The sequence below is a fragment of the Terrabacter sp. Ter38 genome (assembly GCF_024519435.1).
Taxonomy (GTDB): domain Bacteria; phylum Actinomycetota; class Actinomycetes; order Actinomycetales; family Dermatophilaceae; genus Terrabacter.
Window position 1 is genome coordinate 810,014 of record NZ_JALJRZ010000001.1, and the last position, 14,460, is coordinate 824,473.

Below are 14,460 nucleotides of genomic sequence, written 5' to 3' on the forward strand. Positions count from 1 at the left end.
AGGCGTAGTGCGGGCGGGGTTCGGGCTGATCCGGATGGTGCTCGGATCGCTTGCGTGGAAAGGACTTCCGGGCTCCTGTGGCGGTCTTCCCAGACTCCCCTCAGGTGCTTGTGAATGCTATCACAAGCGCTCGGAGGGCCTCCACCGCGGAAGCCAGACGGTGAGCACGACACCCATCGCGGCGGCCGCCCCCACGACCGCGAGCGGACGGGGGCCGTCCCAGATGACGAAGGACACCGAACCCAGGGCGACGATGGCGGCCCACAGGTAGAGGATGAGCACGGCACGGCGGTGGCCGTGGCCGATGCGCAGCATGCGGTGGTGCAGGTGCATCGCGTCGGGGTGCCACGGTCGCTGGCCGGCACGGGTGCGCCGGACCACGGCGAGCAGCATGTCGAGCAGCGGCAGCAGCAGGACCGCGAGCGGGACGAGGATCGGCAGGAAGGCGGCCGACACGTCGTTGGCGCTGACCTCTCCCGGGTCGACGTTGCCGGTCAGGGTGATCGTCGCGGCCGACAGCAGCAGGCCCAGGGTCAGCGCTCCCGAGTCGCCCATGAAGAGTCGCGCCGGATGGAAGTTGTGCGGCAGGAAGCCGGCACAGCAGCCCACGAGGGCGGCCGAGATGAAGGTCGCGGTCGAGAACACGTTGGCCGGCACGAACGACCGCGACACGATGTAGCTGTAGACGAAGAAGGCGAATGCCGCGATGCAGACGACCCCCGCGGCGAGCCCGTCGAGCCCGTCGATGAAGTTGACGGCGTTCGTCGAGGCGATGACGACGAGCACCGTGAAGAGCACGAGGACCGGGGTCGGCAGGATGGTCGTGCCGAAGATCGGAAGTGACAGCAGCTGCACCCCGGTGTAGGCCATCAGGCCCGCGGCGAGCATCTGTCCCGCCAGCTTGGTCAGCCAGTCGAGCTCACGGATGTCGTCGAACGCCCCGAGCAGGCACACGATGCCGGCTGCGGCGACGACGCCGAAGATCTGTTTCGTCGAGAAGAGCGTCCCGAGGTAGGGCAGCGCCCTGGCCACGAGCGCCGCGGCCACGAAGCCGATGTAGATCCCGACTCCCCCGAGCCGCGGGATCGGGGTCGTGTGGACGTCGCGCTCACGGACGGCCGTGAACGCCCCGGTCGCGACGGCGAGGCTCCGGACGAAGGGTGTGGCGAGGTACGTGACCGCAGCGGCCACGATGAGGACGAGGACGTACTCGTGCACCTACCGACCTTCGCTCGGGCGCCGACGCTGGCGGGGGACTGACTCAGCGAGGGTATGCCGGGAAGCGCGTCACGAGATCGGTGACCTCCGCACGGACGTCCTTGCTCACCGCGTGGTCGGGGTCGGCGTCACCCTCGGTGACGGCGCGGTGGATGAGCGAGGCGATCTGCTTCATCTCCTCCAGGCCCATGCCCTGGGTCGTGACCGACGGCGTGCCGACGCGGATACCCGAGGCGATGTTGGGCTTCTGCGGGTCGAAGGGGATGGCGTTCTTGTTCAGCACGATGCCCGCCGCGTCGGCCCGCTCCTCGGCCTCCTTGCCGGTGACACCGACCCCCTGGAGGTCGAGCAGCGCCAGGTGGGTGTCGGTGCCGCCCGTCGTCGGTCGGATGCCGAGCTCCAGCAGGCTGGCCGCGAGCTGCTGGCTGTTGGCGATGACGTCCGTGGCGTACTGGGCGTACTCGGGCGTCGCGGCCTCCTTGAAGTTGACCGCCTTGGCCGCGATGGTGTGCATCTGCGGGCCGCCCTGCATCATCGGGAAGATCGCCTTGTCCATGGCGGCCGCGTGCTCGGCCTTGCAGACGAGGGCGCCGGAGCGCGGGCCGCGCAGCACCTTGTGCGTCGTGAAGGTGACGACGTCGGCGTACGGCACGGGTGAGGGGATGGCCTTGCCCGCGACGAGACCGATGAAGTGGGCGGCGTCGACCCAGAGGATCGCGCCGACCTCGTCGGCGATGGCGCGGAAGCGCTCGAAGTCGATGAGACGCGGGATGGCCGAGCCGCCGGCACAGATGACCTTGGGACGGTGCTCACGGGCGAGCGCCTCGACCTGGTCGTAGTCGATGTTCTCGGTCTGCTGGTCGACCCCGTAGTGCACGGCGTTGAACCACTTGCCGGAGAAGGAGACCTTGGTGCCGTGCGTCAGGTGGCCGCCCATCGGCAGCGCCATCGCGAGGATCGTGTCGCCAGGTGCCATGAAGGCGCCGTAGACGGCCTGGTTGGCGCTCGCGCCGGAGTGCGCCTGGACGTTGGCGTGGTCGGCGCCGAAGAGGGCCTTGGCGCGCTCGATCGCGATCGACTCGGCCTTGTCGACCTCGGAGCAGCCGCCGTAGTAGCGGCGCCCGGGGTAGCCCTCGGCGTACTTGTTCGACAACGTCGACCCGAGCGCCGTCAGGACCGCGGGCGAGCTGATGTTCTCGCTCGCGATGAGCTGCAGTCCTCCGCGGATGCGGTCGAGCTCCGAGATGAGCACCCCGGCGATGTCGGGGTCGAAGGACTGCAGGGCACCGAAGTCGGAGCCGTAGAACGTGTCGTCAGCCATGGGAGTTCTCCGGGTGGGTCGGGAGTGGGGCGCGAGCGCGAGCCAACTCTATTGCGTCGTGCTGGCACCGTCGGACGGCCGCTCGGTCGTGGCCACGTCGTGCCACTCACCGAGCGTCTCGGCAGGCTCGTCCGACATGGCCTCGGCAGGCTCGTCCGACATGGCCTCGGCAGGCTCGTCCGACGTGGACTCGACGAGCACGTCATCGGCTGGCACGGAGGCCTCCGCCGGTGTCTGGCCTCCCGGCTCGACGTCGGCCTCCGGGTCCGGCTCGGTCGCGGGGTCCGCCGCGGGCGTCGCGTCGGCCTCGGCGGCCGGCACGGCGTCGGGCTCGGGCGCCTCGAGGACGGGGTCGGGCACGAGGGCCTCGTCGAGCTCCTCCTGGCTCACGGCACCGAGCCGCAGGGTGACGGGGGTCTCCCCGGTGCAGTCGACGATGGTCGACGGCTGTCCCTCGCCGGCCGGGCCGCCGTCGAGGTAGACCCCGACGGACTCGCCGAGCATCCCGACGGCCTCGTCGACCGTGCGGGCCGCGGGGTCGCCGGTCGTGTTGGCGCTCGTGACCGCCATGGGACCGATGTCGCCGAGCAGCTCGAGGGTGAGCTCGTGAGCGGGCACGCGCAGGGCCACGGTCCCGTTGGTCTCGCCGAGGTCCCAGTGCAGCGACGTCTGCGCCTTGAGCACGAGCGTCAGCGGTCCGGGCCAGAACTTCTCCATGAGCCGCTGGGCGTAGTCGGGCACCTGCGTCGCGAGACCTTGCGCCGTGCGCGCCGTCGGGATGAGGACCGGCGGCGGCATGTCGCGGCCGCGGCCCTTGGCCGCGAGGACGGACGCGACGGCAGTCGCGTCGAAGGCGTCGCAGCCGATGCCGTAGACCGTGTCGGTCGGCAGGACGACGATCTCGCCGCGTCGGACGGCCGAGGCCGCGGCCGGGATGCCCTCGGCACGGCCCTCGGGGTCGGTGCAGTCGTAGCGCTCGCTCACGGGCAGAGCCTACTGGGGCGCGTTCGACCCGCCGGGCGGCGGGCCGACCCGCGGGTCAGACCGAGCGGCGCGCCACGGTGACCCGCGGCCGGCCGGACAGGTCGTGGTGGTCGGTGACGTCGGTCCACTCCCCCGTCGCCGCGAGGCGGCGCGGCAGGCTCTCGCCCTGCGAGTCGGCGTGCTCGACGAGGACGAGGCCACCGGGACGGAGCAGCCGGGCGGCCGTGCGGGCCACCGCGAGCGGGATCGCGAGCCCGTCCTCGCTGCCGCCGTAGAGCGCGACATCGGGGTCGTGGTCACGCACCTCGGGGTCGACGGGCACGGCACCGACGGGAATGTACGGCGGGTTGACGGTCACGACGTCGACGGCACGCGACCAGTCCTCGAAGCAGGGCTGCGTCGCGTCGCCTCGCTCGAGCCGGACGTCGAGGCCCAGGCGGTCGCGGTTGGCCACCGACCAGGCGCAGGCGTCGGGCGACAGCTCGAGACCGCGCACGTCGGTCTCCGGCCGCTCCGCCTTGACGGACAGGGCAATCGCGCCGGAGCCCGAGCAGAGGTCGACGAGCCGGACGGCCTCGGCGCCCCCTGCCGACAGCCGGTCGACCTCGACGAGCGCGAGGTCGACGAGGACCTCGGTCTCGGGCCGGGGCACGAAGACCCCCGGGCCCACCGACAGGGTCAGCCTGCGGAAGTGCGCACGGCCCGTCAGGTGCTGCAGCGGGACGCGGCGGGCCCGCTCGTCGACGAGGACGGCATACGACCCGGGAAGGGTGCGGCCGCCGAGCACCATGAGCCGCCGGACCTCGGAAGCGTCGACCTGGAGCACGTGGGCCGCGAGCTCGACCGCGTCGACGTCGGCGGAGGCCACGCCCGCGTCGCGGAGCCGCGCGGCGGCGGCGCGGACACCCTGACGCAGGTCCGTCACGCGCGCGGCCCGTCACCCTCGGCGAGCGCCGCGAGCTTGGCGGCCTCGTCGGCGTCGAGCGCCGACTGCACGACCGGGTCGAGGTCGCCGTCGAGCACCGAGTCGAGGTTGTAGGACTTGTAGCCGGTGCGGTGGTCCGAGATCCGGTTCTCGGGGAAGTTGTAGGTCCGGATGCGCTCCGACCGGTCGACGGTGCGCACCTGCGAACGGCGGGCGGCGCTCGCCTCCGCGTCGGCCTCGTCCTTGGCCATCTGGTGCAGCCGCGCCCGGAGCACGCGCATCGCGGCCTCCTTGTTCTGCAGCTGCGACTTCTCGTTCTGGCACGACACGACGAGGCCCGAGGGTAGGTGGGTGATGCGCACCGCCGAGTCGGTCGTGTTGACGCTCTGTCCGCCGGGCCCGCTGCTGCGGTAGACGTCGATGCGCAGGTCGTTGGGGTCGATCGTCACCTCGACCTCCTCGGCCTCCGGCATGACGAGGACCCCGGCCGCCGAGGTGTGGATGCGCCCCTGGCTCTCGGTGACCGGCACGCGCTGGACCCGGTGGACGCCGCCCTCGTACTTGAGGCGGGCCCACGGCCCCTCCCCCAGCCCGGGAGCGCTCTTGGCGCGCACCGAGACCCGGACGTCCTTGTAGCCACCCAGGTCGCTCTCGGTCGCGTCCTCGACGGCGGTGCGCCAGCCGCGCTGCTCGGCGTAACGGAGGTACATCCGCAGCAGATCGCCCGCGAACAATGCGGACTCGTCGCCGCCCTCTCCCGCCTTGACCTCGAGGATGACGTCCCGGTCGTCGTCGGGGTCGCGGGGCACGAGCATCCGCAGCAGGTGCTCCTCGGCCGCGGCGCGGCGGGCCTCGAGCGAGGGCACCTCCTCGGCGAACGACTCGTCGTCGGCAGCGAGCTCACGTGCGGCCGCGAGGTCGTCACCGGCGGCCGTCCACTCGCGGGCGGCGGCGACGGTCGGCGCCAGGGCGGCATACCGCTTGTTGAGGGTGCGGACGAGGTCCTGGTCACCGTGGACGGCGGGGTCGGCGAGCTGCAGCTCGAGCTCGGCGTACTCGTCGAGGATCGACTGGACGGATTCGAGCACGGCGGGCCCTTCGGCTCAGGGGACGGGTCGGGGTAAGACGAACGCCGGCTCCCGACGACCGAAGTCGTGGGAGCCGGCGTGCGGGAGACCTACTTGGCGGCCTTCTTGCCGTAACGGGCCTCGAACCGGGCCACGCGGCCACCGGTGTCGAGGATCTTCTGCTTGCCCGTGTAGAACGGGTGGCACTGCGAGCAGACGTCGGCAGAGATCTTGCCGGAGGTCTCGGTGCTGCGCGTGACGAACGTGCTGCCACAGGTGCAGGTCACCGTGGTCTCGACGTACTCGGGGTGAAGGTCCTTCTTCAACGTTGTCTCCTTGAGGTAGTCGGCCGGGTCGGTGTCATCGCTGCTCACGCTGGGGAGCTGCTCTCCCGTGAACCGGTCCAAAGGAAGAGTGTGCCAGAAAGGCGCACCTCCTCCCAAACGCACGGGAGGCCCTCGGCATTCCCCGCGCGACCCCTCGGCGGCCGGCGCGACGTGCATCGATCCGGTCCCCACAGGTGTCTTTCATCGACGACGGGGGGGGACCGGCGACAGGGAGGCAGTCATGATGGTCAGGGCCAGAGTGGCCCGCCACCGCGCGGCGGTGGTCGGAGCGGTCGCCGTGCTGCTCGCGGCCACGGCCTGCTCGGGCGCGGACTGCGCCTTCGACGACTGTCCCGACGTGCCTGCCGCCGAGGCCGGACGCCTCACCGGCACCGACCCGTCCGGCGCGGTCCGTTGGACGACGACGGTGGCCGACCTGCTCTCGGAGCCCCCGGTCGTCAGCAACGGGCACGTCCTCGTCGTCGGCTGTCACGCCACCCACGTCGTCGACGTCGCCTCCGGTGCCGTCTCGACGCCGTCCGACCTCGTCCAGGTCATCGGCGTCGTCCAGAGGTATGCCGTCGGGACACCTGCCGAGGGCGACGCGATCGTGGCCGCCGAGCGGCTCGACGGCGCCGTGGGCGGCTGGTCGTGGCAGGGGTCGCCGCCGGACGAGGACGCAGACCTGGGCTACCGCTCGTCGGCCGTCGTCACCCGCGGCGGGATCGTGGGGGTGCGGGGTCAGTCGCTCGTCGCCTGGTCACCCGGGTCCGACTCATGGGACTCCGTCGAGGTCCCGCTCCCCGTCGGGGCCTGGCGCCTGCAGCGCCTCGTGGCTGCCGACGAGACGCACGTCGTCGTCCCCGGCTCCGACGGCTCGGTCCTCGGCGTGGACCTCGGCTCCCGCTCGGTGACCTGGCGCTCGCTCCCGACCCGCCCCGCCGCCCCCGCAGACGTCAGCGTGCGGCGCGTGGGCCGCGACGTGCAGGTCGAGGTGTGGTACCCGCGGACGACGGTTGCGGCGATCACCGGGGAGGCCGTCTGGGACACCGAGCGGTGGTCCCTCGACGCACGCACGGGCGCGGCCCGCTCACCCCGGACGACGAGCACCGGGCCGCGGTCGACGACGCGCAGGGCGCCGTCCCCGACGGTGCTGCACGACCCGTCGACCGGATGGACGGTCACGCTGGGACTGCGCGAGCGCCCGAGAGGTGGTTGCTTCTGAACGCCCGGCAGCCACGCCGGGGCGTCGCCGGCCCGCTACCAGGACGCGACTCGAGCCCGTTTCACCGCCGCGCCGGGACGGCAGCCGGCTGGGCGACGGGGAGCACGACCTGCATCGTGGTCCCCTCCCCCTCGACCGACGCGATGACGAGCTCGCCGCCGTGGCCCTCGACGATGGCACGCACGATCGCGAGTCCGAGGCCGGTGCCGGGGATGGCCGCGGCCGTGGCGTTGCCGGCGCGGAAGAAACGCTCCGACAGGCGCGCGAGGTCGCTGGCCGGGATGCCGATGCCGGTGTCGTGCACGGAAATGATCGTGGAGTCACCGGAGCGCTCGGCCGACAGCAGCACCTGGCCGCCCTCGGGGGTGAACTTCACGGCGTTGGAGCCGAGGTTGATCAGCGCCCGCTCCACCTGTCCTCGGTCGACCCGGACGACGAGGTCGTCGGGCACGTCGGTGCAGAGCAGCTGCACTCCCCCGGCGGCGGCCACCGGCTCCATCGTCTCGGTGACCGTGCGCAGGAGGTCACGGACGGCAACCTCCTCGGACACTGCCTGCAGGCCGCTGATCTCGATCTTGTTGAGGACGAGGAGGTCCTCGATGAGCCCGCGCAGCCGGGTCGCGTTGCGCCCGATGATGTCGAGGGCGACGTGCTGGCCGTCGGAGACCTCGCCGAAGTCGCCATCGACGAGCAGCTCGAGGTAGCCGCTGATCGAGGTCAGCGGGGTGCGCAGCTCGTGGCTGACGGTCGCCATGAAGTCGGTCTTCTGACGGTCGAGCTCGGTGAGGCGTCGCACCTGCTCGTCCTGCATCTGCGACAGGCGCAGGGCAACGATCGACTGGGCGGCGATGGCCGCGCACTGCTGCGCGGCCTGGATCTCGTGGCGGTGCCAGCGGCGCGGCGCGCTCACCATCATCACCGACAGGATGCCGAGGCCGCGGCCGCCCGTGCCGACCGGGAGCATGAGCAGGGACCGGGCCCCGGTGGCGCGGTGGAAGGCGCGGGAACGCTCGTCGTCGTAGGCCTGGTGGGCCAGCAGGTCCCCGAGGTCGAAGAAGCCCACGTCGCGGCGCAGCTCGTCGTTGACGGCACCCACCTGCTGGGCGAGCGAGCGCGGCAGCGGCGGCAGGTCGGGCAGGTCGTCGGTGTGCCACTGGAGGCGGTCCTCGATCGTCTGTCCGTCGTCGCCCAGCGTGTAGAGGAGCACGCGGTCGGCGCCCAGACCCGCACCGAGCTTGGTGGTGACCCGCTGCAGCGCCTCGTGGACGTCGACGGCCGACCGCGCGCCCCGGCCGACGTCGAGGACGAGCTCCTGCATCTCGAGCACCGCGGCCTGCTGGTCGACGAGGCGGGCGTTGGCGCGCGTCAGGTCGTTGAAGTCGCGCGCGAGCATGCGGACCTCGAGCGCGCCCTCCTCCTGGTTGGCCATCGCGATGACGTCCTCCTCGGCCTGCCGGCGCACGACCTCACGCAGTCGGGCGAGCGGGAGGCCGACCGCACGGTCCATGCCGAAGCCCGCCGCGATCAGCACGAGGACGACGACGGCCGCGACGGCGATGATGACGCCCGACGTGATGCCGGTCGCCTCGCGCGACTCGACCCGGGCGGTGTCGCGCTGGGAGCGGATGGCTTCCTCGAGCGCGCCGTTGGCGCTCTGGAAGGCGGCGTATGCCGTCTCGACCCGCGTGCGCTGCTGCGCCTCGGGGGTGGTCGGTGCGGTGCCGGTGCTTGCCGGCGCGGGGGTGCTGGGCGGCGGTCCCGTCGGGGTCGCTGTCGGAGGACCGCTGGGGACGTTCGCGAGCGAGGCCTCGGCGGCGGTGTACCAGCCCTCCACGGCGGTGCGCTGCGCCGCGACGAGCGGTGCGAACCTGGCCCGGTCCTCGGCTGCGAGCTCCAGGTGCTGCGTGCCCGTCTCGACGTCGGCCAGCTCCTGCTCGATCGGGGCGCGCAGGGAGAGCGGGTCGAGGGGGGCCGGGACGCCGACGACCTTCTCGCGCCAGGCGCCCTCGGCGCGGGTCATGTCGAGCAGCACCGCACTGTTGGCCTCGCGCGCCGGGCCCAGCGCGAGCGTCAGGGCGCGCACCGAGGCTCCCTGCGAGTGGATCGTGGCCACCGAGATGATGGCGCCGATCGGCACGAGGACGACGAGGATGCCGATGAGCAGCCGGATCTGGCTGCCGACGGAACGCCTCGAGACGACCGGCAGGCCGCCCGTCACGCCGGGTCCTCGTCGAAGCCCGTGCGAGTCATGACTCCCCAGACGTGCTTCTTCCCGCGCAGGCTCGACCACCACCCCTCGAGGCGCCACCACACGGTGGCCTGGCGGTAGCCGATGTTCTCGAGGATCGAGGCCGCGATGGTCTGCCAGACGGCACGCCACCGGTCGTGCTTGTGGAAGGCCCACTCGTCGACGACCATCGCAGCCAGCGTGACGAGCACGGCATACCCGTAGGCGAGCACGAGGAAGAGGATCGCGAAGGGCACGTTGACGATGCCGAGCGCCAGCGCGAGCGGCACGATGATGATCCCGAAGAGCTCGAGCAGCGGTGCGAACAGCTCGAAGAGCCAGTAGTAGGGCAGCGCGAGCCAGCCGATGCGGCCGTACTTCGGGCGGAAGAGCATCGAGCGGTAGGCCCAGAGCGTCTCCCAGAGACCCCGGTGCCACCGGCGGCGCTGGTTGCGCAGCACCTTCGCGGTGACCGGGACCTCGGTCCAGGACACCGGCTCGGGCACGAACTCGATGGAGTAGTCGCGGCCCTCGTCGCGCAGTCGCTTGTGGATGCGCATGACGAGCTCGAAGTCCTCGCCGATGCTGTTCGGGTCGAGACCGCCGACCTCGACGACGACGTCGCGCCGGAAGAGACCGAAGGCCCCGCTGATGAGGATGAGACCGCCGAGGCGCGACCACCCGGTGCGGCCGAGGAGGAAGGCCCGGAGGTACTCGACGAGCTGGATGCGGGGGATCCACGTCTGCGGCATCTCGACGCGCACGATGCGGCCCGACACCACCCGGCTGCCGTTGACCGGCCGGATGGCGCCACCGGTCGCGACCATGCGCGTGGGGTCGTCGGCGAAAGGACGGGTGACGTGGAGCAGGCCGTCGGGCTCGAGGATGGAGTCCCCGTCGATCATGGCGACGAGCGGCTCGCTCGCGGCGTTGATCGCGACGTTGATCGCCTCCGAGCGGCCGGAGTTCTCCTTGCGGACGACGACGAGGCGCGTGCGGCCGTCGCGCGGGACGAAGATGCCGAGCACCTTGGCCCGGATCGGGATCTCGTGCGGCAGCTCGCGCGGGACCTGCACGAGGTCGAAGGCCTCCGCGAGGCGGGCGAAGGTCTGGTCGCTGCTGCCGTCGTCGACGACGACGACCTCGTGCCGCGGGTAGCGCAGCGTGAGGAACGACTTGACCGCCATGACGATGCCGGCCTCCTCGTTGTAGGCCGGGACGAGGAGCGACACCCCGGGGGCCAGGCCCGCTCCCTGCCACGTGACCGCCGTCGACCGACGACGCTGCTGGGCGCGGAACCCGAGGTAGGCCAGCACGATGAGCACGAGCAGCGAGGTGTTGATGAGGATGAAGTAGACGATGATCGGCACCGCGGTGACGTCCATGCTCCACAGGACGAAGGACCGCAGCCCCTCGACGAAGCCGTCCCAGCTCATGCAGATGCCTTCTGCAGGCTTGCCAGCAGGCGCGCGGAGCGCACGGCGGGGTCGTTCTCGTGGCCCGCCAAGGCGTCGCGGCCGCCGGGACCCATCGACAGCAGGGCCGTCGCGGCGAGCTCGGCCAGGCGCGGGTCCGAGTCGTCGAGCAGGACGGCGAGCGCGGGGATCGCCTCCGCCTCACCGAGGTCGCCGAGGGCGATGACGCAGGCCCGGCGCAGCTCCAGCGGCTCGGAGGGCACCGTGTGGCGCACGAGGATGCCGACGTCCTCACGTCGGCCGAGGCGGCCGATGGCCGATGCGCTCGTCTCGCGGACCGTCAGGTCGGGGTCGGCGTCGAGCAGTCCACGCAGCTCCGGGAGCCCACGGGTGAAGCTGCGTTCGCCGCTGAGGTGGGCGGCGACCATGCGGGTGCGGGCGTTGGGGTCGGCCATCCCGTCGCGCAGCACCTCGGAGATGCCGACCCCCATCGACTGCAGGGCCTCGGCTGCCGTCGCCGCAGGCAGCCCGCGGTCGGGCGCACCGATCGCGGCCAGCACCGGCCCGGCGGCCGCAGGGTCGCCGATGAGCCCGAGGGCGTAGGCGGCGCTGTTGCGCACCTCGACCGCCTCGTCGCCCAGAGCATCGATGAGGAGCGGGACCGTCTGTCCGGCACGCGCGAGCCCGAGCAGCTGGGCGGCCCGGGCTCGCTTGACGGCGGAACGGCTCGACATCTCCGCCACGGCGGCGTCGACCGCGCCATGGACCTCGAGCACGTGGACGAGCTGCTCGGCGGGGACGCCGCGGATCTTGGTGAGCAGCTCGACGATGTTGCGATCGAGCACGGCGCGCGAGACGCCGGCCGCCCACGTCAGCTGCTCTGCGGCCGCACCGTCGTCGTCCTCGCCCGAGGCCACCGTGATGAGGGGCCGCCGGAGCGGAGAGAGCAGCATCTCGTCGCGCTGGGTGCGGCTGTGCCGTCGCGCGCGGACCGCGACGACGGCGAGGATGAGCAACAGGCACCCGCCGAGGATGACGACCGTGGCACCGACGAGCAGCGCCCCGCCGATGATCACGACGGCCCGCCCCTCATCGGGCCCGGGCGAGCATGCCGTTGACGCGATGGAGCAGCTCGCGCGGGCTGAACGGCTTGATGACGTAGTCGTCGGCCCCGACCGCGAAACCGGTGTCGACGTCGGAGTCGCGCGACTTGGCGCTGAGCAGCAGCACCGGGACCGTGGAGAACTCGCTCTCGCGGATCTTGCGGAGGACGTCGATGCCGGACAGGCCGGGCATCATGACGTCGAGCACCGCCAGCTGCGGCGGGTTGGCTGCGAATGCCTCCCACGCGCTGATGCCGTCGGAAACAGCCTCGACGGCATACCCCGCCTGGGTCAGCTTGAACTCGACGAGGTCTCGGATGTCTGCGTCGTCATCGGCCACGAGGACACGGACGGGGCTGGCATCAGGGTCGCCGGCGGGCGCAGACATGGTTCTCCATGGTGGATTCGGGGTGGTGAATCCATTTTAGGAACATTTGGCCCGAATAGCCCATGAAACGCCGAACGGGGACGGCGCCGATTGGCGCCGTCCCCGTCCGGTGGTCGGTCAGGACTCGTCGTCGAGCTTGGAGCCGCTCGTCTGCTGGACCTGGGTGAGGAACTCGTAGTTCGTCCGCGTCTTCTTGAGGCGGTCGATGAGCAGCTCGATGGCCTGCTGCGCGTCGAGGCCGCCGAGGACCCTGCGTAGCTTCCACATGATCTTCAGCTCCTCGCTCGCGAGGAGGATCTCCTCGCGGCGCGTGCCCGAGCTGTTGATGTCGACGGCCGGGAAGATCCGGCGGTTGGCCAGGTCGCGGCTCAGGCGCAGCTCCATGTTGCCGGTGCCCTTGAACTCCTCGAAGATCACCTCGTCCATCTTCGAGCCGGTCTCGACGAGGGCCGTCGCGAGGATCGTGAGCGAGCCGCCGTTCTCGATGTTGCGCGCGGCCCCGAAGAACTTCTTCGGCGGGTAGAGCGCAGCCGAGTCGACACCACCGGAGAGGATCCGGCCGCTCGCCGGCGCGGCGAGGTTGTAGGCACGGCCCAGCTTGGTGATCGAGTCGAGGAGCACGACGACGTCGTGCCCGAGCTCGACGAGGCGCTTGGCGCGCTCGATGGCGAGCTCGGCGACCGTCGTGTGGTCCTCGGCCGGCCGGTCGAAGGTCGAGGAGATGACCTCGCCCTTGACGGCGCGCTGCATGTCGGTGACCTCCTCCGGGCGCTCGTCGACGAGGACGACCATGAGGTGGCACTCCGGGTTGTTCGTCGTGATCGCGTTGGCGAGGGTCTGCATGATCATCGTCTTGCCGGCCTTGGCCGGGGCGACGATGAGGCCGCGCTGGCCCTTGCCGATGGGCGCGACGAGATCGATGATCCGCGTCGTCAGGACGTTGGGCTCGGTCTCGAGGCGCAGCCGCTGCTGCGGGTAGAGCGGCGTCAGCTTGCCGAAGTCGACGCGCTTGGCGGCCTCCTCCGGCGTCTGGCCGTTGACCGTGTCGAGGCGGACGAGCGCGTTGAACTTCTGGCGTCCGACGTTGCCCGAGGGCTGCTCGCCGTCGCGCAGCGCCTTGACGGCTCCGGTGACCGCGTCGCCCTTGCGCAGACCGTTCTTCTTGACCATGCCCAGCGGCACGTAGACGTCGTTCGGACCGGCGAGGTAGCCGGACGTGCGGACGAAGGCGTAGTTGTCGAGGACGTCGAGGATGCCGCCGACGGGGACGAGCACGTCATCGTCGCCGACCTGCAGGTCGGCGTCGTTCCAGTCCTGCCCACCCTCACGCCCGCGGCCACGCTTGCGGTCCCGGCTGCGCTGGCGGTTGCGGCTGCGACGGCTGCCACCCTCGTCGTCGTACGGCGACTGCTGACCACGGCCCTGGTCGTTCACGTCGCCCTGCTGGCGGTCCTGGCGGTCCTGCTGACGGTCGCCCTGCTGGCGGTCCTGGCGGTCCTGCTGACGGTCGCCCTGCTGACGGTCGCCCTGCTGACGCGACTGCTGACGGTCGCCCTGCTGACGGTCGCCCTGCTGACGATCCTGCTGACGCGACTGCTGACGGTCGCCCTGCTGACGGTCGCCCTGCTGACCGCGGTCGGACTGCTGTCCGCGACTCCGGTCACCCTGACGACCCTCGTGGTCGTCACCGTCGGACGCCTGCTGGTCGCCGGCGTCGGCCCGCTCGGACGACGTGGGGTCCTGGGCGTCCGCACGCGACGCACGGTTCTCACGGGAGCCGCGGGCACCTCGCTCGGCACGCGGGGCCCGGTCCCCGGACGGGACCTCTTCCCGGCTCTGTGCGCGATCGTCGACGGGCGCCTGGCCGGCCGACTCGGTGGACGTCGTGGTGGAGGACTCGGTAGTCGCCTCGGCCTTCGTGGCGGAGCCCGCCGGGCGGCTGACCCGGCGCGAGGCACGGGCCGGGGCGGCCTCCGTGGCGGCCTCGGCGTCGGAGCCCGTCGGCAACGACGAGGGCGCCGACGAGGGCGTCGACGGAGCTGAGGAGCCGCCCGACTGGCGCGCCTTGATCGCTTCGACGAGGTCGCTCTTGCGCATCTTCGTCGTGCCGGTGATGCCCATCGACGACGCGACGCCCTTGAGCTCGTCCAGCTTCATGGCCGACAGGCCAGAGAGCGGACGGGTGGTTGTTTCTGACACGAAGGATCCTTCCCCCTCGTTTGCGGCCCGGGACATTCCAGCGGGCCGGACTTGGACCAGGT

The 14,460-nt window shown here is 71.7% G+C and carries 12 protein-coding genes; 1 reads left to right on the forward strand and 11 read right to left on the reverse strand.

Features of this window, described 5'->3' with window-relative positions:
* Positions 1–120: 120 nt before the first annotated feature.
* The 6 genes from NR112_RS03755 to rpmE all read right to left on the reverse strand — a co-directional run bounded on the left by NR112_RS03755 (position 121) and on the right by rpmE (position 5,841).
* A complete protein-coding gene (locus NR112_RS03755) occupies positions 121–1,218 on the reverse strand; it encodes an MraY family glycosyltransferase (RefSeq protein WP_256792627.1) in 1,098 nt (365 codons plus the stop codon).
* A 43-nt stretch (positions 1,219–1,261) separates the two neighbouring features.
* Positions 1,262–2,539, reverse strand: coding sequence for a serine hydroxymethyltransferase (gene glyA / locus NR112_RS03760; protein ID WP_256792629.1), 1,278 nt, complete (start codon positions 2,537–2,539; stop codon positions 1,262–1,264).
* Between the two features lie 48 nt (positions 2,540–2,587).
* Positions 2,588–3,523 (reverse strand): L-threonylcarbamoyladenylate synthase, encoded by a 936-nt coding sequence (locus tag NR112_RS03765; protein WP_256792630.1) that lies wholly within the window; start codon positions 3,521–3,523, stop codon positions 2,588–2,590.
* A gap of 55 nt (positions 3,524–3,578) precedes the next feature.
* Positions 3,579–4,448: a peptide chain release factor N(5)-glutamine methyltransferase gene (gene prmC, locus NR112_RS03770; protein ID WP_256792631.1), complete on the reverse strand. Its 870-nt coding sequence runs from the start codon at positions 4,446–4,448 to the stop codon at positions 3,579–3,581.
* A complete protein-coding gene (gene prfA, locus NR112_RS03775) occupies positions 4,445–5,536 on the reverse strand; it encodes a peptide chain release factor 1 (RefSeq protein ID WP_256792632.1) in 1,092 nt (363 codons plus the stop codon). The genes prmC and prfA overlap by 4 nt, the downstream gene beginning before the upstream one ends.
* Positions 5,537–5,625: 89 nt before the next feature.
* Positions 5,626–5,841: a 50S ribosomal protein L31 gene (gene rpmE / locus NR112_RS03780; protein ID WP_026863931.1), complete on the reverse strand. Its 216-nt coding sequence runs from the start codon at positions 5,839–5,841 to the stop codon at positions 5,626–5,628.
* A gap of 241 nt (positions 5,842–6,082) precedes the next feature.
* On the opposite strand from rpmE, the gene NR112_RS03785 reads away from it, so the two are divergent.
* On the forward strand, positions 6,083–7,066 hold the full coding sequence (locus tag NR112_RS03785) for a hypothetical protein (RefSeq protein ID WP_256792633.1): 984 nt from the start codon (positions 6,083–6,085) through the stop codon (positions 7,064–7,066).
* Positions 7,067–7,127: 61 nt separating this feature from the next.
* On the opposite strand, the gene NR112_RS03790 is transcribed toward NR112_RS03785, so the two are convergent.
* From NR112_RS03790 to rho, 5 genes are all read right to left on the reverse strand, one after another.
* Positions 7,128–9,284, reverse strand: a complete 2,157-nt coding sequence (locus NR112_RS03790; protein WP_256792634.1) for an ATP-binding protein — start codon at positions 9,282–9,284, stop codon at positions 7,128–7,130.
* Positions 9,281–10,729, reverse strand: a complete 1,449-nt coding sequence (locus NR112_RS03795) for a glycosyltransferase family 2 protein (protein WP_256792635.1) — start codon at positions 10,727–10,729, stop codon at positions 9,281–9,283. The genes NR112_RS03790 and NR112_RS03795 overlap by 4 nt, the downstream gene beginning before the upstream one ends.
* Positions 10,726–11,784 (reverse strand): HEAT repeat domain-containing protein, encoded by a 1,059-nt coding sequence (locus NR112_RS03800; RefSeq protein WP_256792636.1) that lies wholly within the window; start codon positions 11,782–11,784, stop codon positions 10,726–10,728. The genes NR112_RS03795 and NR112_RS03800 overlap by 4 nt, the downstream gene beginning before the upstream one ends.
* 13 nt (positions 11,785–11,797) lie before the next feature.
* Positions 11,798–12,199: a response regulator transcription factor gene (locus tag NR112_RS03805; RefSeq protein ID WP_256792637.1), complete on the reverse strand. Its 402-nt coding sequence runs from the start codon at positions 12,197–12,199 to the stop codon at positions 11,798–11,800.
* Between the two features lie 117 nt (positions 12,200–12,316).
* Positions 12,317–14,356 carry a transcription termination factor Rho gene (gene rho / locus NR112_RS03810; protein ID WP_374511462.1) on the reverse strand — a complete coding sequence of 680 codons (2,040 nt, stop codon included), beginning with the start codon at positions 14,354–14,356 and terminating at the stop codon, positions 12,317–12,319.
* Positions 14,357–14,460: the final 104 nt, after the last annotated feature.